Raw genomic sequence first — 18,129 nt, 5'->3', positions numbered from 1 at the left:
TTAGAGTCCGAATATTTGTTGGTCTTCGTGTACCTTCACCATCGCCCGGAACACGAAGAAGTCGGTCGGGGTGGTAATCTTGATATTCTCCATGGGACCGATGACGGTGCCTAGCTTGTAGCCATAGTGGCTCATCATGGTGCATGAGTCGATGAAATCGTGCAGCCCCTCGGCGATAGCCCGTTCGTGGGCGGAGAGAATGTCAGACAGTTTGAAACTCTGAGGTGCGCGTGCTATGAGCGAATCGGAGCGCGAGGGAATCTCCAAGGATCCATCGGGCTGGCGCACGATAAAGGTTTCTGTGGCCGGGATGCACGTGATGCAACTGCCGCATTCCTCTACTTTGCGCAGGTTGTCGGTGATAGTCTGCTCGGTAATCAGGGGGCGCACGCCGTCGTGGATGAGCACCGTGGCGTCGGCTTGGGCTATCTCCTGAGCTGCTTTCAGGCCGTTGTAGATGGACGCCTGTCCCGTCTGGCCGCCGGGAACCATCTTGACCACCTTGTTGATTTCAAACTTACGCAGCTGCTTTTCGAGGAAAGGTATCCAGTTTTCGATACATGCTACCACGATGGCATCAATCTCCGGATGGTTGTCGAACAGCTCTAATGTATAGATGATGATGGGTTTTCCGTTGAGATCGAGAAACTGTTTGGGGCGCGATTTGGTGTGCATGCGCAGGCCGGAACCACCGGCAAAAATCACAGCTATATTCATATCGTGAGATGTTTTTAGTCGTAGAAGACGATGTCTATCTGGTGTCGGTCGCGTTTATCGCGCGGTGGCAGATCCATATAGTTGCCATACGCGATGCGACAAAGCTCTTCGGGATTGGACGGTCCTTCGAAGGTATGCCCCTCGAAGACGATGGGTTTGTGCGGCACCATGTATTTCTTAGGGTTCTGCTCGTAGAACCATGCGCCGTAGGAGTGCATGTAGAGTTCGGGATTTCCAAAGCACCTACCGATGAGACGGAATGCAGGGAACACCACATGATGGAGTGTCTGATAGGTTATCTGTGCCAAACGGGGGTGCGAACCGGCCAGATAGAGGTTGGTGTTGACCGACAGTTTGGCGGCCAGATGCTGTAACCATGGAATCATGTGTCCCTCGTACGGGAAGATGTCGACGTGCAGTCCGCGGAATTTCTGGGCTTCGTGCATGCGCCGGTCTTTGCTGCCGGCTGCCGCGGTACTGCGGTTTTCGCTCTTCAGGTCGCGCAGGCACGACCACTCTTTGTAGAATCCGGGGTCGGTATCGTTGTCTTGTAGCACGTATTGAGGATGTGGATGCATCTTCAGATAGCGGCATAGTTTCTTGTAATCCTTGTAGCTCAACACCATGTCTATATCGTCATCCCATGGGATAAAGCCTCCGTGGCGCAGCGCACCGAGTATGTTTCCGCCGTCGAGTCGGCATGCCACGCCTATCTTCTGGGCCGTTTCTTGCAGGTAGATGGCCATGTCGAGCATGCGAAGTTGTGCCTGTCGCAGCACCGAACCGTCAGGATTGTAGTCGCGGCGTAGGGTCTCGTCGGTCTCGCCCGTGTTATATTGTTTCGTCATTTCAAGTCTGTTTTTGGCAATTTACTTCTTCACCCAAAGGCGATAGTTGTACATTTGCATGATGGGATAGAGGAGGGCACGCAGCCATTTTACGATTCCACCACCCGGAGTTTGGAACAATCGGCTGCGATGTCGGATGAAAAAAGCGGTCAAACGAGCGTAGGCTATCAGCCCGTTGCCCAATTGTAAGCGAATGAGGCGGCATCCTTCGTCGTATATCCAAGTGTTCGGATGAATCTCACGAAACAGTGCTTGTCGGCCTCGGAAGTAGCGTTGCAGATGAGGTTTGGCCTTTGTGTAGTTGCAGAGTGACCATTTGAGGATGCGAAAGGCATTGCCTACAGTGGGTAGACTGCCACTGTATGCCACGTAGGTGGCCGCATTGGCATAGCGACGCTGGTGTACCAGTACCTTGTCTACAAATACAATGCTGTCGAAAGCGGCTGCCGTCATGCCTAGAATGGCATCGTAAAGCGAGATGCCATAGATAGGATTATCTTGGGGTAACAGCTCTATCAAGCGACGATTGATGAGCATGGTGTGACCGGGAAGGCTGGCAAAAAGCAATCGGATGAGGCTGGTGTTGGGACGACGGCCATCGAACGAGGCAAACGAACCGTCTTCAGAGAAAGGCTTGGAAAAGCAACTACACAGCAAATGGTCGCCAATGGCCACTGCTTGTTGCTCAAGTTTGGTAGGCTCCCACAGGTCGTCTTGGTCGCAGATAGCAATCAAATCACCAGTGGCTTTGCGTAGTGCACCGAAGAAATTGGAGTTGACGCCCTGCCCATCTTCATTCACACATACCTTGATAAACGGATAGTTGGCGGCATATTCTTGCAATATGGCCATGGTGCGGTCGGTGGAATGGTCGTCTTGAATGATAATCTCGTCGGGCAGTAGAGTTTGGGTGACAAGCGTATCTAACTGTTCTTTCAAAAACAGTTCGCCATTATAGGTGCACATCACCACTGAGATACGCTTTTTATCCATTGTTTTTCGCCCCTAAACACGGGTATTGGTTTCATGCAAAAGTACCATTAATATTTTAATATTCAAAAGAATTTACTACTTTTGTAGCTTGAAGCAAGACTCGAAATAACACTGATTTACATGAGTTCATTGAAAGAAAAAACCGCCAAGGGATTGTTTTGGGGAGCCGTGAACAGTGGCTCTACCCAATTGTTGAATGTTGTTATTGGTGTTTGTCTGGCTCGTTTGCTTGATTTGTCTGATTATGGTATCGTGGGTATGTTGACCATCTTTACGGCCATCGCAGGCAATTTGCAGGACAGCGGGTTCTCTACTGCTCTCATCAATCTGCCCAAGATACGGAATCGCGACTATAACTCCGTGTTTTGGTTTGGCGTCTCGGTGAGCATTACGCTGTATGTAATTCTGTTTTTCGGTGCGCCGTTGATAGCCGATTTCTTCCATCAACCCTGCCTGATACCGTTGTCCAGATTCATCTTTCTCACCTTTGTACTGGCCTCGCTGGGCATTCCTCATAGTGCCTATATGATTCGAAACTTCATGAATAAGGAGAAGGCCATCATGGGATTTGTGGCCTTGGTGGTGTCGGGAACAGTAGGTATTGTGTTGGCTTTCAATGGTTATGGCTATTGGAGCTTGGCTTGGCAACAGTTTCTCTTCATCCTTGTCTTGGATTTAGGCCGGCTGTATTATACACGCTGGTTGCCCACCTTTGAGTTCGATTTTGCCCCTATCCGCTCTATGTTCAGTTTCAGTAACAAGATATTGATAACGACAATGATCGGCACCATCAGCAATAACTTTCTCACATTCATATTCGGTCATCTCTTTACGGCGAAGACAGTGGGTAGTTTTACGCAGGCTTATAAGTGGGATACGATGGGTTATTCGCTCATCTCGAACACCGTAGCACAGGTGGCTCAGCCTGTTTTTGCGCAGGTGGGAGATGATAGGAGCAGGCTTAAAGGCGTGTTCCGGAAGATGATGCGGTTCACGGCTTTCCTCTCATTCCCGTTGATGTTCGGGCTTTGCATCGTCTCGCGGGAGTTTATCGTCGTCACGATCGGAGCGAAATGGATGGCCAGTGTGCCGCTGTTACAGATACTATGCGTGAGCGGTGCGTTCTTTCCTTTCTATACATTGTATCAAAATTTGGCCATCAGTCATTCGCGTTCCGACATTCTGATGTGGTGTAATGTGGGGCAAATCGCCTTGCAACTCATTTTGATATTGGTGTCGTCGCCCTATGGTATACAGGCGATGGTCGTGGTATATTCCTTGTTCAATATCGTGTGGTTGGGTGTATGGCAGTGTGTTGCCAAGCGTTTGGCCGGCATTGCCCTACTCGAATTGCTCCGCGACGTAGCGCCCTTCTTCCTCGCGTCGGTGGTGGTGATGGGGCTGACCTATGTCGTTACGCTGCCTATCCGTCCTCTTCTGCTTTTGCTTATCGTCAGAATCGTGCTGGCAGGTGGTCTCTATTTCGCCGTCATGAAAGTGGCTCATGTCGCCATTCTGGAAGAGAGTATGGGGTATTTGAGGAAAAGGCGGTAAGAATAAGAGGTTTTATGTCTTATACATAATAAAGGTGAAAAAGTGGAATCATGCTGTTATGCACGATTCCACTTTTTGTGTTCGGTCGCTCAATAGTGCTTTTTATCTGATAAACATGAGTTCGCGGAACTTCGGCAGCGTCCAGAGTTCGTCGGCGACAATCAGTTCCAGCTTGTCTATCTGATAGCGTATCTCCTCCATTTTGGGAGCTATGTTGTCGTGATAAGCGATGGCTTTCTCGCGCTCGCAGTCTATCTTGTTGGCCACTTTGCGCTCGTTGATGAGTTCTTCCACCTTTGTTTCGATGGCTTGGGTGCGCTCTGCTATCTCGCGGATAATCTTCAAGTTGCGCTCAGAGAGCTTCAAGGCCTCCTCGCGCCCGAAGATGTCGATCATGTTCTGCACGTTCTTAGCCAACTGGCTCTGGTAATGTGTGGCCACGGGGATGATATGATTCATGGTCAAGTCGCCTATGACGCGCGCCTCTATCTGTATTTTCTTGGTGTAGGTTTCCCACTTCACCTCGTTGCGTGCTCCCAGTTCGTTGCGTTTCATCACGTTCATCGACTCGAACATCTTGATGCTCGAGTCGTCCATGTAGCGGTCGAAGACCACCGGGCAAGACGTCTCGCAGTCCAATCCGCGCTTTTTGGCCTCTTCCACCCATTCGTCACTGTATCCGTTTCCGTCGAAGTGAATAGGCTTGCAAGTGCGTATGTCCTCGCGAATCACGTCGATGATGGCTCCGTTCTTGCTCTCGCCCTTGGCGATGAGGGCGTCCACGCGCTCTTTGAAGTTGGTCAATGCCTCGGCCACAGCTGTGTTCAGCACAATCATAGACGACGCACAATTGGCTTCGGAACCTACTGCGCGGAACTCAAAGCGGTTTCCGGTGAAGGCAAAGGGGCTTGTACGGTTGCGGTCGGTATTGTCTATCATCAGTTCGGGTATTTCCGGAATGTCGAGCTTGAAGCCTTTTTTGCCGGCTACGGTGAACAGTTCGTCCTTGTCGGCTTTCTCGATATGCTCCAGCAGATCGGTGAGCTGCTTGCCCAAGAAACTGGAGATGATGGCGGGGGGAGCCTCGTTTCCGCCCAGTCGATGGGCGTTGGTGGCACTCATGATGCTGGCTTTGAGTACGCCGTTGTGGCGATAAACGCCCATCAGCGTCTCTACGATAAAGACCACGAAACGCAGGTTGTCTTCCGAATTTTTGCCTGCTGCATGCAGCAACACGCCCGTGTCGGTGGTCAGGCTCCAGTTGTTATGCTTGCCCGAACCGTTGACTCCGGCGAAAGGCTTTTCGTGCAGGAGGGCACGGAAACCGTGTTTGCGAGCCACACGTTTCATGAGCGACATGAGTAGCATGTTGTGGTCGACAGCCAGATTACACTCCTCAAAGATGGGTGCCAGCTCAAATTGGTTGGGAGCCACCTCGTTGTGGCGTGTCTTACAGGGAATACCCAGTTCGAGAGCTTGTACTTCCAAATCCTTCATGAAGGCTTGCACGCGCTCTGGAATGGTTCCGAAGTAGTGGTCTTCCATCTGTTGATTCTTTGCGGAGTCGTGTCCCATGAGGGTGCGACCGGTCAACATAAGATCCGGACGAGCCAAGTAGAGGCTGTCGTCGACGAGGAAATATTCTTGTTCCCAGCCAAGATTGGTCTGCACTTTCTTCACTTTCGGGTCGAAATACCGGCACACGGCCGTGGCAGCCACGTCGATGGCGTGGAGCGAGCGCAGCAGGGGAGCCTTGTAGTCGAGCGCCTCGCCGGTGTAAGAGATGAAGATCGTCGGGATACAGAGGGTGTCGTCGATGATGAAGACCGGCGATGTGGGATCCCAAGCCGAATATCCGCGAGCCTCGAACGTATTGCGGATACCGCCGTTGGGGAATGAACTGGCGTCGGGTTCCTGCTGTACGAGCAGCTTGCCGGAGAACTCTTCGAGCATACCACCCTTGCCGTCGTGTTCCACAAAGGCGTCGTGTTTCTCGGCAGTACCCTCGGTCAGGGGTTGAAACCAGTGGGTGTAGTGGGTTACACCGCACTCCTTGGCCCATTTCTTCATGCCGTGTGCCACCGCGTCGGCGATGCCACGATCCAGTCGTGCGCCGTTGTCCATCACGTCGATGAGCTTATTGTATACGTCGGTGGGCAGATACTTGTACATCTTGGCACGGTTGAAGACGTACTTGCCGAAGTACTCGGAAGGGCGTTCTTTGGGTAACTCTACCTCGACCGGCTTCTTTCTGAAGGCCTCGGCCACAACCTCAAATCTTAAATTCGTCATATCCTCTTATTGCTATTTGTTTCCTATTCGGTCTCTATCTCTTGATACTTGGTGGCAGAAAACGAAAAAGGATTCTCATGGGCGCATGAGAATCCGTATCCGATATTTACCAGAATTTATTGTTTACTTCGCTATATTCGAAACCGGCTGTGGCCAGTTTGGCTACCAATGCTGTTCGATCTACGTCCATGTCGTCGCATAGCTCGTCGAGCGAACTGTAGTTGTCGCGCAACAACATGTTGACCGTACTGAACAATATCATTGGATCTTGGGGTAATTTATCCATCTTTCGACAGTATGTTAGAATCAGATGCAAAGTTACAAAATAAAGATGAGATTTGTTGTTACTGTCACCAAAAAACGTTATGCATGTTTTTCTAGCTCTAAATAAAATCCTGCCATGTGTGTGGGCGAAGGGCATCCGACCGTATGACTTGTCACTTTTCCCTCCCAACTCGTCAGTTTGTTTACTTTTTGTCCATTTCCTTGGAACTTATCGATGTTTTTCCTAACTTGCGTCATGAATTGGGCAAACAGTATTTTTCGACCTTTATATAACCGTAATCAGTATGAATGTGATACTGACCTGTCTGATATATTTATCAGGCTGTCCATTATCGCAGCCTGTTCATGGTCTCTGTAATTTTCTGAAGACTCCCTACGCCGTCGATAGACTTTAATCGACCGGTAGACGACTCTGCCGTCTGATTGAGATATTCTATATACTTACAGTAATTATTTTCCGAAAAATTGAAACACAGAAATAATGAATAAATAATGATAATCCTTTTTATATCCAGCTTGTTAAGTGGGTATCAGGGGAGAGTAGAAGTTAAAGGGAAAAGGAATCAAAGCAAAGAAATACATTCTATAAGAACAAGGTGTGTCCGTAGAAAAATGAAAAAAGAGAACTTTAATTTCTTTATCAAGCGATTTATGAAGGATTCTACCTTTCAGAGGAGTCGTTTTGTTTTTCCACTTATAATTAAGACGTACGATCCTGATACCGATAGTTTTGCTGTCGAAGTAATCAGCGAAAAAAAGTGGAAGTTTAAGGATTTGTCAAATTTGCCCGACAATTACTTTGTGACGATAAATCGTATTTAGTGGAAATAATAGATGAAAGTACTTGATGCAACAGACTGTGTATGAAGAGAATAATAAGAAATTGAAGAAAAGAAAGAGGCAGATGGGAAATCGCACGTCAAGTTTTGTTTGTGAAATCGCATGTCGCCTTTAGCTATATATAATTCTAAGAGTTTGTTAAAACCGCTCGATAAAGTTATATATTGAATCGGCATGGATATAGCAGGAAAGGAAATGGTTAAAGATCTTGCCAAGCCTAATGTTGACGGCGAAGGACATTGGGTAAAGAAGATGGGCAAGTTACCCTTCGGATACTTAATTGTACGCATTACACATTTTCTTGATAAATCAATCGAACAACATGTTTTTTCTGAATATTGCTTACACACGGTGTCTGGATACAGCTTTTACCATGCAGTAACAACAGCACATTCGAGATGCACCGAGGACAAAGTCGTGATAAAATACCTATTTTAAGGTATTGTAAGCAAAATTCCTTTTAGGTAGTTTTGCACTTGTAAAAAAAATAAAAATATTCAAACATGTTTTTTAAAATTATTACTGCTATTCTTCTCTCAGCAACAATCACTTCGTACGCGATGGCGAATGACCAGACGCACAACATGATAGAGAAAGACAATAAGGAAATATCAATTTCTGGAAAAATCGTTGATTATGAAGGTAGACCTGTGATCGGTGCCAGTATCACGCTCAACGGCAAAAAAGCTGTTGCAACGAGCGACACTGATGGCAAATTCCATTTTCATGCCATCTCATTACCTGCCCCGTCTTACATACAAGTAACTTACTTAGGCATGGAAGCTAAAAAAATAACTCTGCAACCTCCATATCACGATCTTTTGATTAGGCTAAATGACAAAACCAATATGTTGGACGAAGTGGTTTCCACAGGATACAACAGACTTTTAAAAAGACGTTCGGCCGGTTCTTTTGCCGTAATCACACACGAGCAAATAGAAAATCAAGTATCTACGTCGATTGACAAGATTCTGCAAGGACAAATTGCTGGCATGCACGTAAGCGTTCCAAACGGGAAACCCGGAGAAAGCGCTCAAGTAAGGATACGCGGAATTAACACCGTCAATGGCTCGGCTGAACCACTGTGGGTGGTTGACGGAGTCATCATGCAGGACAACTTGCCGAAAATATTGGGAACTGGCATGATGGATGCAAGTGATTTCAACAATATCTTTCGAAACGGAATTGGAGATATCAATCCTAACGACATAGAAAGTATAACCATCTTGAAAGACGCCGTAGCCTCGGCTATCTATGGCTCAAGGTCAGCAGGTGGCGTAATCTCTATCACTACCAAGCATGGAAAAGTCGGTAAGCCACGTGTGAACTACTCCACTCTGTTTACCATCGGATTATACCCCCAACGGCAGGAAAATATTATGAATACGGAAGAAAAGATACGATGGGAGCAGGAATTATGGAACGAATTTTCAGCGAAACCTTTCAAATCGGGCAATGGCTGGTACCCCGTGATCGGTATTGTGGGGATGATCCATGCAGACAAAATTGGTAAAAATGGGAAATTATGGACTGAAAACGGTTTCGAAAAAATGACAGAGGAAGAAAAGAGTGCTTATATAGAAGGACTTAAAAGAAATAATGTCAACTGGTATGACGAGATCTTCAGGAATTCCCTATCGCAAAATCACAACCTATCGTTGTCAGGAGGAACAGGCAAGATGGATTATTATACCTCGCTATCGTACACAAAGAATATGGGATTGGTCAAAAGAAATGACTATCAACGTTATACCTTTAACATGAAAATCAACGTGAATCCCACTTCAAAGTTAAAGCTCGGGTTCAAGTCAACAGTTTCCTTTCAAAAAAGCGGCGATTTCGTATCAAGCGTCGACCCGTTTAGATACGCCTATTTTGCCAATCCTTACGAAACGCCATACAACGCTGACGGAAGCTATCGGGCAGATATGACCTATTTCAATCTCACCGAAATAAATGCAGGCGACGCATCACTCCCCTACATCCCTACAAATGGTTTCAACATACTGAGGGAGATGAATGAAACATCAAGTTGCAATACCAAATTGGGAATCAACATCCAAGGAACCTTCGATTATTTTCTTACCGATAATCTTAAATTTACGGGAATAGCAGCATACGGACGAAACAACATCAATGGTACTGACGAATTGGGCAAGAATACTTATGCTGCGTTCAAGAATCGGCTGCCATGGGACATGCAAAATAGAGAATGGAATGGTTATGGAATTCTGAGACAGAACTTCAGCGAAGGGAATAATTTCATGGGAAGGCTCATGCTTCGTTACGCACAAGACTTTCGGAAATTGCACCACATAGTCATGATCGGAGGCAGCGAAATCCGATCCTCTAAAAACCAAAGGTCTATTATGATGCAATATGGATATGATCCGGAGACAAAAATAACAGGTATGCCCGAACCTCCTGAGAATGGAAATATGTCTTACTCGAAGTGGATACAGTTGATCAATAATCTTTCCTCCTCGCAGTGGAACGAGCAAAAATATGCCTCTTTTTTCGCTACCGTGGACTATGACTTCAATAATACTTACACCCTCAATGCAGCTTTGAGAACTGATGGGTCAAATAACTTCGGTGCCAAGGAACAATTTAATCCAACATATTCTATAGGCGCGGCATGGAACATTGACAACGAAAGATTTTGGAGAAGCATAAAGCCTGTAATCAACCGACTAACCATGCGCGTATCCTATGGCTTTACAGGAAACGTAGTTCAAGGCATGTTGAAAAGCTTAGTCATAAGCACAGGGCGAAAAAAATGGAACGATCATATAACAGGAACGGTGAAAAACGCCCCAAATCCACATTTGCGGTGGGAACGGACACGCGACATGAAACTGGGCATCGACATGGGACTGTTCAACAACAGATTGAACATTAATACCGAGATTTATGAAAAACTCAGCTCCGACATCATCACCAGAGTGGGAACAGTGTCCACCACTGGATTCACGGCATACAGTTTCAATACTTCAAAAATACGGAACAGAGGCTTGGAAATATCCATCTATGGAACTCCCATAAAGACGAAGAAACTAACTTTATCGACATCGGTCAATCTATCATGGAACAGAAACGAACTCGTGAAATTTGTAGCACCTCTTTTTGGAGTCAGCGATGGGAAATATCAAGGTTACCCGCTTGACGCCATTTTCAACGGTATATCAACGGGAATAGACAAGGAAACAGGATATTACAACATGAAGACAGTTCCTAATGCAAAGTTCGAAACAATTGCCGACAAGAAGAACGTGGCAAACTACAAGTTCTATCTCGGTACCCGTAACGCTCCCTATTCAGGAGGCGGAAGTATAAATGTATCCTATGAAAGATTCACGTTCAGTGTACAAGCCGCCTATTCAATAGGGGGAAAGGCACTCAACGAAATTAATTCTCCTGTCAACTATTCCATGGTAGGATATTCTAGAAACAACACTCCCCAAACATCTTTCAGCGACATTTATACCAACCACCTCAACGTGGCGCGAGACAGGATGGACAGATGGACAACAGAGAATCGCGAAGGAACGAAATATCCTCGCATTGTAGATGCGTTCGGAGCACCCCTAAACCTTGAAGGCAATATGGTTACTGGTTCAAACATCATGGACGGAATTTATCTACAGGAAACATCATTCCTGCGCATAAGAAACATTTCTTTGAGCTACCTTTTTAATAAAAACGTGACAGAAACATTGGGACTTTCAAATCTTGGCATCACCTGCTCGGCACAGAACTTCTTCACTTTCACTAATTTTCGAGGCATTGACCCAGAACAACCGGGGCTTACCTATCCAATTACGAGATCAGTAACTTTCGGCTTGCAAATAGGTTTCTAACATCATTCAAAAAGATATATATATGAAGAACTATTATCACACGGGGATCTTAATTGCGATCACGCTAATCGTATCCTCATGTAGCGAATATCTCAAAGAGAACAATTATAACAACGTTTTGCCTAAAACACCAGAGGATTACGGCACATTAATATATGCGCAACTGTCATCATTGGAGACTACCCCCTCGTCCGTTACGCTGGAATCCTACAAGCGTGCCATCGAAAAGGAATTATATGCCGACAATCTGAACGCTTCCATGAATAAAGGTAGAAGTTTGAAAGTCTTTTATGTAGGCGACGGAGCCATAGGAAACATGTATGTTTTAATGAGAGGATACAAGGAAATCAAGGATTACAACATTGTTCTTGACGCACTGAATGCATCGGACTCCATCTCACGTACACTCAGCGTTACAGCTCGTATCATGCGTGCAGTCGCATACTATAACCTGATGCGCGATTATTGCGATCCATGGAATGCAAATTCACCGGAGAAACAGATGGGACTGCCTCTTGTTACCGAGTTCAATATGGAATCAAGACCCGGACGAAGCAGCTTGCAAAAAACGGCAGAATTTATCATCAAAGAATTACAGACCGCCATCAATGACAAGCAAGAGAATGAAGAGATGTACTTTACCACCGATGTAGCAAAAGCTTATTTGGCACGGACCTACTTTTGGAGTGAGAAATGGGAGAAAGCTTTGCCAATATGCTTAGAATTGCTCAATAAATATCCTTTGCTACAAGGCAAGGAATACACCAATATGCTTGAAAATAAACTACAACGCTCGGGAAATATATTAATCATGTCAAATACAGGCTATTCCGTTTACGCATATGACAGAGACGTGAACAAACTGAAGGAGCGTCCACTTTCCATCGGCTTTTATAAGTTATTTTCCGAAAAAGAAAAGGATATTAGATTCAAATACATAGACAAGAAACTTAGAACCACAAAAGCTGCATTTACAGGGATACGAGGTGCCGAGTTCGCACTAATGGGCATGGAATGTCTAGCTCATTTAGGACGCCTAGATAAGGCTCTAAAAATGCTTAACGACTTTCGCTCACATCGTATCACCGACTATTCACCTTATATAGTAGCCACTCTTCCATCCGTTGACCATTCCGCCCTTATAAAGATTGATGCCGAGGGAAAGCCTCTGACGCCACTGATGCAAGCCATACTGAATGAGCGCAGAAAGGAACTGATGCTAGAAAACGATCGATGGTATGAACTCAAGCGCAATGGAATGCCAGAATTTTGGGTGACAGACGGAAGAACAAAAAAGATTACCAAAAAGTATCTTTACAACTTCCCGTTCCAACTACGCGACTATTTAATAAATCCTGAATTGGAAATAAATCAGGGATATGTATATCAAAATTGACAGACCATTCAAAAAGGAAACGAACATGAGATTTTTACATTGCATTTACACTTTTTCGAGCATCCTTATTTTGGCTGCCATGTCATGCACCAGCATAGAAGAAGGTGTCGCACCAGAAGGACTAACTGAGGCTCACGACAAGGGGATGGGAAATATCTACATCAAACAAGACCCTCTGTCTGAGGAAGAAAAAGATTCCATAGAACGGCTCAAGCTACAATATGAAAAAATTGAACAACAGGAGCCACATGCCATCATAGATATCAATCAACGATAACGGCCATGATAGGCCCCCAACTCTATCCTCCTTGTTTAAGGTTAGTTGGTCATCGTCAGATCAAACAGCCCCTTTTCTCTCAACTCGATCAGCCAATCGATTGGAATCCCATCTGTGGACTAGTTGAGATTGCTTATACCAAAGATGACCGTCCCACCGGTCGTCCGAGCTATGACAGCCTTGTGTTATTCAAGACCGAACTCCTTCGTACATGGTACAGCCTGAGTGACGGCGGGGGCGAGGAGCAGGTCAATGCCCGCTTGTCTTTCAGTTGATTTGTCGGCTTAGGATTGGACGACTGCGCTCCAGATAGTACGACGGTGTGTCGTTTCCGCAACATTCTGCTTGAAACCGACCTTTACGACGATGTGCTGGAAGAGATTGATCGCCAGTTAGAGTCGGCCGGTGTTTTGGTTAAGCGTGGCACCATAGTTGACGCCAGTATCACGGACATCCCTCGTCATCCCCGCGGGCGTAAGGAATACGAAGTAGTCGAGGAACGCAATGAGGAGACAGGTATGGATATAGCAGGAAAGGCTATGGTTAAAGGCCTTGTCAAGCCTAATGTTGACGGCGAAGTATATTGGGTAAAGAAGATGGGCAAGTTACACTTCGGATACAAGCGACATTTGGTTACGGGCGAGATGGGTTTGGTGATTGCCTAGGAAACTACATCGGCTAACAAAGTGACATCAAACATTTGGAAAGGCCGTTAGCAAAAGCCAAACTTCCGCAGGGTACACCTGTTTATGCCGACAAGGGACATGACTCTGCGGGGAACAAGGGTGTACTTAAGCGTGTGAAGTTCAAGAGTCGTATCATGCACAAAGGAGTAAGAGGATGCAAGCTGACTGAAAGAGAGCAGCGTATCAATGTAGCCACCAGCAAGACAAAATACAAAGCGAAACGTACCTTTGGCTCTATTCGCAGGCGGTTTCATGGTGGCATTGCCAGATATGTACATTTTAATTCCGCCAACGGGTTATCCTTTTTATATCCAGCTTGTTAAGTGGATGTCAAGGAAAAGTAGAAGTTAAAGGAAAAAGGGGTCAAAGCAAAGAAATAATTTCTATAAGAAAAGGAGTATCTGTGGAGAAATAAAACAGACTAAGAAAGAAGTCATTTATGACTTTCAAATAGATGATACGGGAGTGAGCATCAAATATGTCTTTAGAATTTGTGACGATAAATGGTATTTAGTAGAGATAATAGATGAAAGTACTTGATGCAATAGATTGTATATGAAGAGAATAATAAGAAATTGAAGAGAAGGGAAAGGCAGATGGGAAATCGCACGCCAAGTTTGTTCGTGAAATCTCATGTCGCCTTTAGCTATATATAACTTTAAGAGTTTGGCAATATCGCTCAATAAAGTTATGAAAAGTGCGGCAGTGCAGACTGACGGTACGGTGGGGCAGATGAGTCTTTGTTTTCTCTTCATGCTCTATATATAATATGGTGGAAGTCTTGGATTATGAGTAAGGGGAGGGATGGAAGGGAGTCTGTGTTTGTTAACTATATTGTTTGGCAATTTACAAATTCAATAAGTTATAGGCTCATAAAACTCAATAACTCATAAGCTAGTACTTTTATATGATAGTTACAAATAACTTACTAAAGTTATATTTTGTTAAATATTTAATCTGTAAAAATATCGCGGCTTATATATGTTAGGTAATTCAAATAATTGTTCGTACCTTTGCAGCCCGAAATAGCATGTTGTATTGTGTCTGTTTCGTAACGGTTTGATAATAAACAAAATATATATAATTAAAAAGTAAAATTATGCCTACTATTTCACAATTGGTAAGAAAAGGCAGAAAGGACATCGTAGACAAGAGCAAGTCTCCGGCTTTGGACAATTGTCCTCAGCGCCGTGGCGTTTGTGTTCGTGTTTACACTACAACTCCTAAGAAGCCTAATTCGGCAATGCGTAAGGTTGCCCGTGTACGTTTGACAAACTCTAAGGAAGTGAACTCTTACATCCCCGGAGAAGGTCATAACTTGCAGGAGCACAGTATTGTGTTGGTACGCGGTGGTCGTGTAAAAGACCTCCCTGGTGTTCGTTATCACATCGTACGTGGTACTCTTGATACCGCAGGTGTAGCTAACCGTACCCAGCGTCGCTCTAAGTATGGAGCTAAGCGTCCTAAGGCAGCTAAAAAGTAATAAGCTGTAAAAGACATTGCGAGTAGGCTTGGTGCTAGTGTTTTTGCTAGCCTTCTTGTCTACTTGTTATTTAAAGAAAAATCGTTTTGCTGGAGAATTGTTAACGACAGGTTGAGTAAATGTCCGAGTGAGGATGTTGAAGAAGACAGAAGTACAGCCCCAAGCAGAATTTTATTTTAAAAACAAAAATGAGAAAAGCAAAACCAAAGAAGCGTGTGATCTTACCAGATCCAGTCTTCAATGACCAAAAGGTCTCTAAATTCGTGAATCATTTGATGTATGATGGTAAGAAGAATACATCTTATGAAATTTTCTACAAAGCTCTTGATGTGGTAACAGAGAAGATGGCTAAGGAAGAAAAGTCAGCTCTTGAAATCTGGAAGCAAGCTCTTGATAACATTACTCCTCAGGTAGAGGTAAAGAGTCGCCGTATCGGTGGTGCTACATTCCAGGTACCTACAGAAATTCGTCCCGATCGTAAAGAGAGTATTTCTATGAAGAATCTAATCCTCTTTGCTCGTAAGCGTGGTGGTAAGACGATGGCAGAGAAACTCGCTGCTGAGATTGCAGATGCTTACAACAATCAGGGTGGTGCTTATAAGCGTAAGGAAGATATGCATCGTATGGCTGAGGCTAACCGTGCATTTGCTCACTTCAGATTCTAATCATATTAATCAGGAAAAGAAAAAATGGCAAATCGCGATTTACATTTGACTCGTAATATCGGTATTATGGCTCACATTGATGCCGGTAAGACAACAACATCAGAGCGTATCCTTTTCTACACAGGAAAGACTCACAAGATTGGTGAGGTACATGATGGTGCTGCAACCATGGACTGGATGGCTCAGGAGCAGGAGCGTGGTATCACTATTACATCTGCTGCTACTACTTGTAACTGGAATTACAATGGTAAGTCATTCAAGATAAACCTGATTGATACTCCGGGACACGTTGACTTTACAGCAGAGGTTGAGCGTTCACTTCGTGTGCTTGATGGTGCTGTGGCTACATATTCTGCAGCTGATGGTGTTCAGCCTCAGTCTGAAACTGTATGGCGTCAGGCAGATAAGTACAATGTGCCTCGTCTCGGTTACGTAAACAAGATGGATCGTTCTGGTGCAGACTTCTTTGAGACTGTTCAGCAGATGAAGGATATCTTGGGTGCTAATCCATGTCCTGTTCAGATTCCTATTGGAGCTGAGGAAAACTTTAAGGGTGTTGTGGACTTGATCAAGATGAAGGCTATTCTGTGGCATGATGAGACCATGGGTGCTGAATATTCTTTGGAAGAAATTCCTACAGACCTCGTAGATGAAGCTAATGAGTGGAGAGAGAAGATGGTAGAAAGTGCTGCCAACTTTGACGACGAGCTGATGGAACTTTATCTTGAGGGTAAGGATATTCCTGAAGAGATGTTGATGAAGGCTATCCGCAAGGGTACTATCTCTATGGAGTTGACTCCGATGGTGCTCGGTTCTTCTTATAAGAATAAGGGTGTTCAGCCTTTGCTCGATTATGTTTGTGCTTTCCTTCCTTCACCACTGGATACAGAGAATATCGTTGGTACCAATCCTGATACTGATGAAGAAGAAGATCGTAAGCCTTCGGATGACGCTCCTACTTCTGCACTCGCATTTAAGATTGCTACTGATCCGTTTATGGGGCGTTTGGTATTCTTCCGCGTTTACTCTGGTAAGGTTGCAGCCGGTTCTTATGTTTATAACCCACGTTCGGGTAAGAAAGAGCGTATCAGCCGTCTGTTCCAGATGAACTCTAAGCAGGAGATTCCAATGGAGTCTATCGATGCTGGTGATATCGGAGCAGGTGTAGGTTTCAAGGATATCCGTACAGGTGATACACTCTGTGATGAGAATCATCCTATCGTATTGGAATCTATGACATTCCCTGATACTGTAATCTCTATTGCCGTAGAACCAAAGAGTCAGGCTGACGTAGCTAAGATGGATAATGGTCTTGCTAAGCTTGCAGAAGAAGACCCAACATTCACAGTACGTACTGACGAACAGAGTGGTCAGACTATTATCTCTGGTATGGGTGAGCTTCACTTGGATATTATTATCGACCGTTTGAAACGTGAGTTTAAGGTAGAATGTAACCAAGGTAAGCCTCAGGTTAACTATAAAGAAGCAATTACCAAACCTGTTACACTTCGCGAGGTTTATAAGAAGCAGAGTGGTGGTCGTGGTAAATTCGCTGACATCATTGTTACAATCGGTCCTAAGGACGAAGACTTTAATGAGGGCGATTTGCAGTTTGTTAACGAGGTGAAAGGTGGTAACGTTCCTAAGGAATTCATCCCCTCAGTACAGAAGGGTTTCCAAGATTCATTGAAGAATGGTGTACTTGGTGGTTATCCTATGACAGGTTTGAAGGTTACTTTGACCGATGGTAGCTTCCACCCGGTAGACTCAGACCAATTGTCGTTTGAACTTGCTGCACACAACGCATTCAAGAACGGATGTCCTAAGGCAGGCCCTGTTTTGATGGAGCCTATCATGAAGGTAGAAGTTGTAACTCCGGAAGAGAACATGGGTGATGTCATTGGTGACTTGAATAAGCGTCGTGGTATGGTTCAAGGTATGGATGAGGCTCGTAGCGGTGCTCGTATCGTAAAAGCTATGGTTCCTCTAGCAGAGATGTTCGGCTATGTAACAACTTTGCGTACCATCACTTCTGGTCGTGCTACTAGCTCTATGGAGTATGATCATCATGCAGCTCTTTCTTCAAGCATTGCTAAGGCTGTACTTGAGGAAAGTCACGGACACGCAGAACTTCTGTAATAAATAGAATAGGTGAGGAGAGACGTTGCTTAGCGAATGACTCTTAAGCAATGTATCTCTCTTCCTAATAATAACAACAATTATCATTTAAAGA

General features: G+C 45.1%; 13 protein-coding genes and 1 pseudogene. 9 read left to right on the top strand and 5 right to left on the bottom strand.

Features of this window, described 5'->3' with window-relative positions:
- The 3 genes from AC1EK4_RS04695 to AC1EK4_RS04685 are packed head-to-tail and all read right to left on the bottom strand — an operon-like array spanning nt 1 to nt 2,558.
- The gene (locus AC1EK4_RS04695) at nt 1–717 is read right to left on the bottom strand and encodes an IspD/TarI family cytidylyltransferase (protein ID WP_062433497.1); all 717 of its coding nucleotides are present in this window, start codon (nt 715–717) and stop codon (nt 1–3) included.
- A gap of 14 nt (nt 718–731) precedes the next feature.
- On the bottom strand, nt 732–1,565 hold the full coding sequence (locus AC1EK4_RS04690) for a LicD family protein (protein ID WP_480357196.1): 834 nt from the start codon (nt 1,563–1,565) through the stop codon (nt 732–734).
- Between the two features lie 21 nt (nt 1,566–1,586).
- Nucleotides 1,587–2,558: a glycosyltransferase gene (locus tag AC1EK4_RS04685; protein WP_480357194.1), complete on the bottom strand. Its 972-nt coding sequence runs from the start codon at nt 2,556–2,558 to the stop codon at nt 1,587–1,589.
- Between the two features lie 120 nt (nt 2,559–2,678).
- Between AC1EK4_RS04685 and AC1EK4_RS04680 the strand changes: the two genes are divergently transcribed.
- Nucleotides 2,679–4,112 carry a lipopolysaccharide biosynthesis protein gene (locus tag AC1EK4_RS04680; RefSeq protein WP_036896849.1) on the top strand — a complete coding sequence of 478 codons (1,434 nt, stop codon included), beginning with the start codon at nt 2,679–2,681 and terminating at the stop codon, nt 4,110–4,112.
- Nucleotides 4,113–4,214: 102 nt separating this feature from the next.
- Here the strand turns inward: AC1EK4_RS04680 and AC1EK4_RS04675 are convergent, their stop codons facing one another.
- Both AC1EK4_RS04675 and AC1EK4_RS04670 read right to left on the bottom strand, forming a co-directional pair.
- Nucleotides 4,215–6,404: a glutamine synthetase III family protein gene (locus tag AC1EK4_RS04675; protein ID WP_036896535.1), complete on the bottom strand. Its 2,190-nt coding sequence runs from the start codon at nt 6,402–6,404 to the stop codon at nt 4,215–4,217.
- A 106-nt stretch (nt 6,405–6,510) separates the two neighbouring features.
- A complete protein-coding gene (locus tag AC1EK4_RS04670) occupies nt 6,511–6,690 on the bottom strand; it encodes a DUF4250 domain-containing protein (RefSeq protein WP_036896537.1) in 180 nt (59 codons plus the stop codon).
- Between the two features lie 1,013 nt (nt 6,691–7,703).
- On the opposite strand from AC1EK4_RS04670, the gene AC1EK4_RS04665 reads away from it, so the two are divergent.
- The 8 genes and pseudogenes from AC1EK4_RS04665 (at nt 7,704) to fusA (ending at nt 18,035) form a co-directional block, all read left to right on the top strand.
- Nucleotides 7,704–7,967: a hypothetical protein gene (locus AC1EK4_RS04665; protein WP_036896539.1), complete on the top strand. Its 264-nt coding sequence runs from the start codon at nt 7,704–7,706 to the stop codon at nt 7,965–7,967.
- 122 nt (nt 7,968–8,089) lie between these two features.
- A complete protein-coding gene (locus AC1EK4_RS04660) occupies nt 8,090–11,389 on the top strand; it encodes a SusC/RagA family TonB-linked outer membrane protein (RefSeq protein ID WP_198025879.1) in 3,300 nt (1,099 codons plus the stop codon).
- Between the two features lie 22 nt (nt 11,390–11,411).
- The gene (locus AC1EK4_RS04655) at nt 11,412–12,785 is read left to right on the top strand and encodes a RagB/SusD family nutrient uptake outer membrane protein (RefSeq protein WP_036896541.1); all 1,374 of its coding nucleotides are present in this window, start codon (nt 11,412–11,414) and stop codon (nt 12,783–12,785) included.
- A gap of 25 nt (nt 12,786–12,810) precedes the next feature.
- Entirely contained in the window at nt 12,811–13,062 is a 252-nt protein-coding gene (locus AC1EK4_RS04650) for a hypothetical protein (RefSeq protein WP_156431035.1), read from the top strand.
- Nucleotides 13,063–13,067: 5 nt separating this feature from the next.
- Nucleotides 13,068–14,023, top strand: a pseudogene (locus AC1EK4_RS04645) (IS5 family transposase); the annotation flags it as partial.
- A gap of 824 nt (nt 14,024–14,847) precedes the next feature.
- On the top strand, nt 14,848–15,231 hold the full coding sequence (rpsL, locus tag AC1EK4_RS04640) for a 30S ribosomal protein S12 (protein ID WP_036896543.1): 384 nt from the start codon (nt 14,848–14,850) through the stop codon (nt 15,229–15,231).
- A gap of 188 nt (nt 15,232–15,419) precedes the next feature.
- The gene (rpsG, locus tag AC1EK4_RS04635) at nt 15,420–15,896 is read left to right on the top strand and encodes a 30S ribosomal protein S7 (RefSeq protein WP_036896544.1); all 477 of its coding nucleotides are present in this window, start codon (nt 15,420–15,422) and stop codon (nt 15,894–15,896) included.
- A 24-nt stretch (nt 15,897–15,920) separates the two neighbouring features.
- Nucleotides 15,921–18,035, top strand: coding sequence for an elongation factor G (gene fusA, locus AC1EK4_RS04630; RefSeq protein ID WP_036896545.1), 2,115 nt, complete (start codon nt 15,921–15,923; stop codon nt 18,033–18,035).
- Nucleotides 18,036–18,129 lie beyond the last annotated feature (94 nt).

This window comes from Prevotella sp. C0026C3 (genome assembly GCF_056590795.1).
Note: the sequence above shows the minus strand (reverse complement) of the source record. Positions and strands in the feature narration are given on the sequence as shown.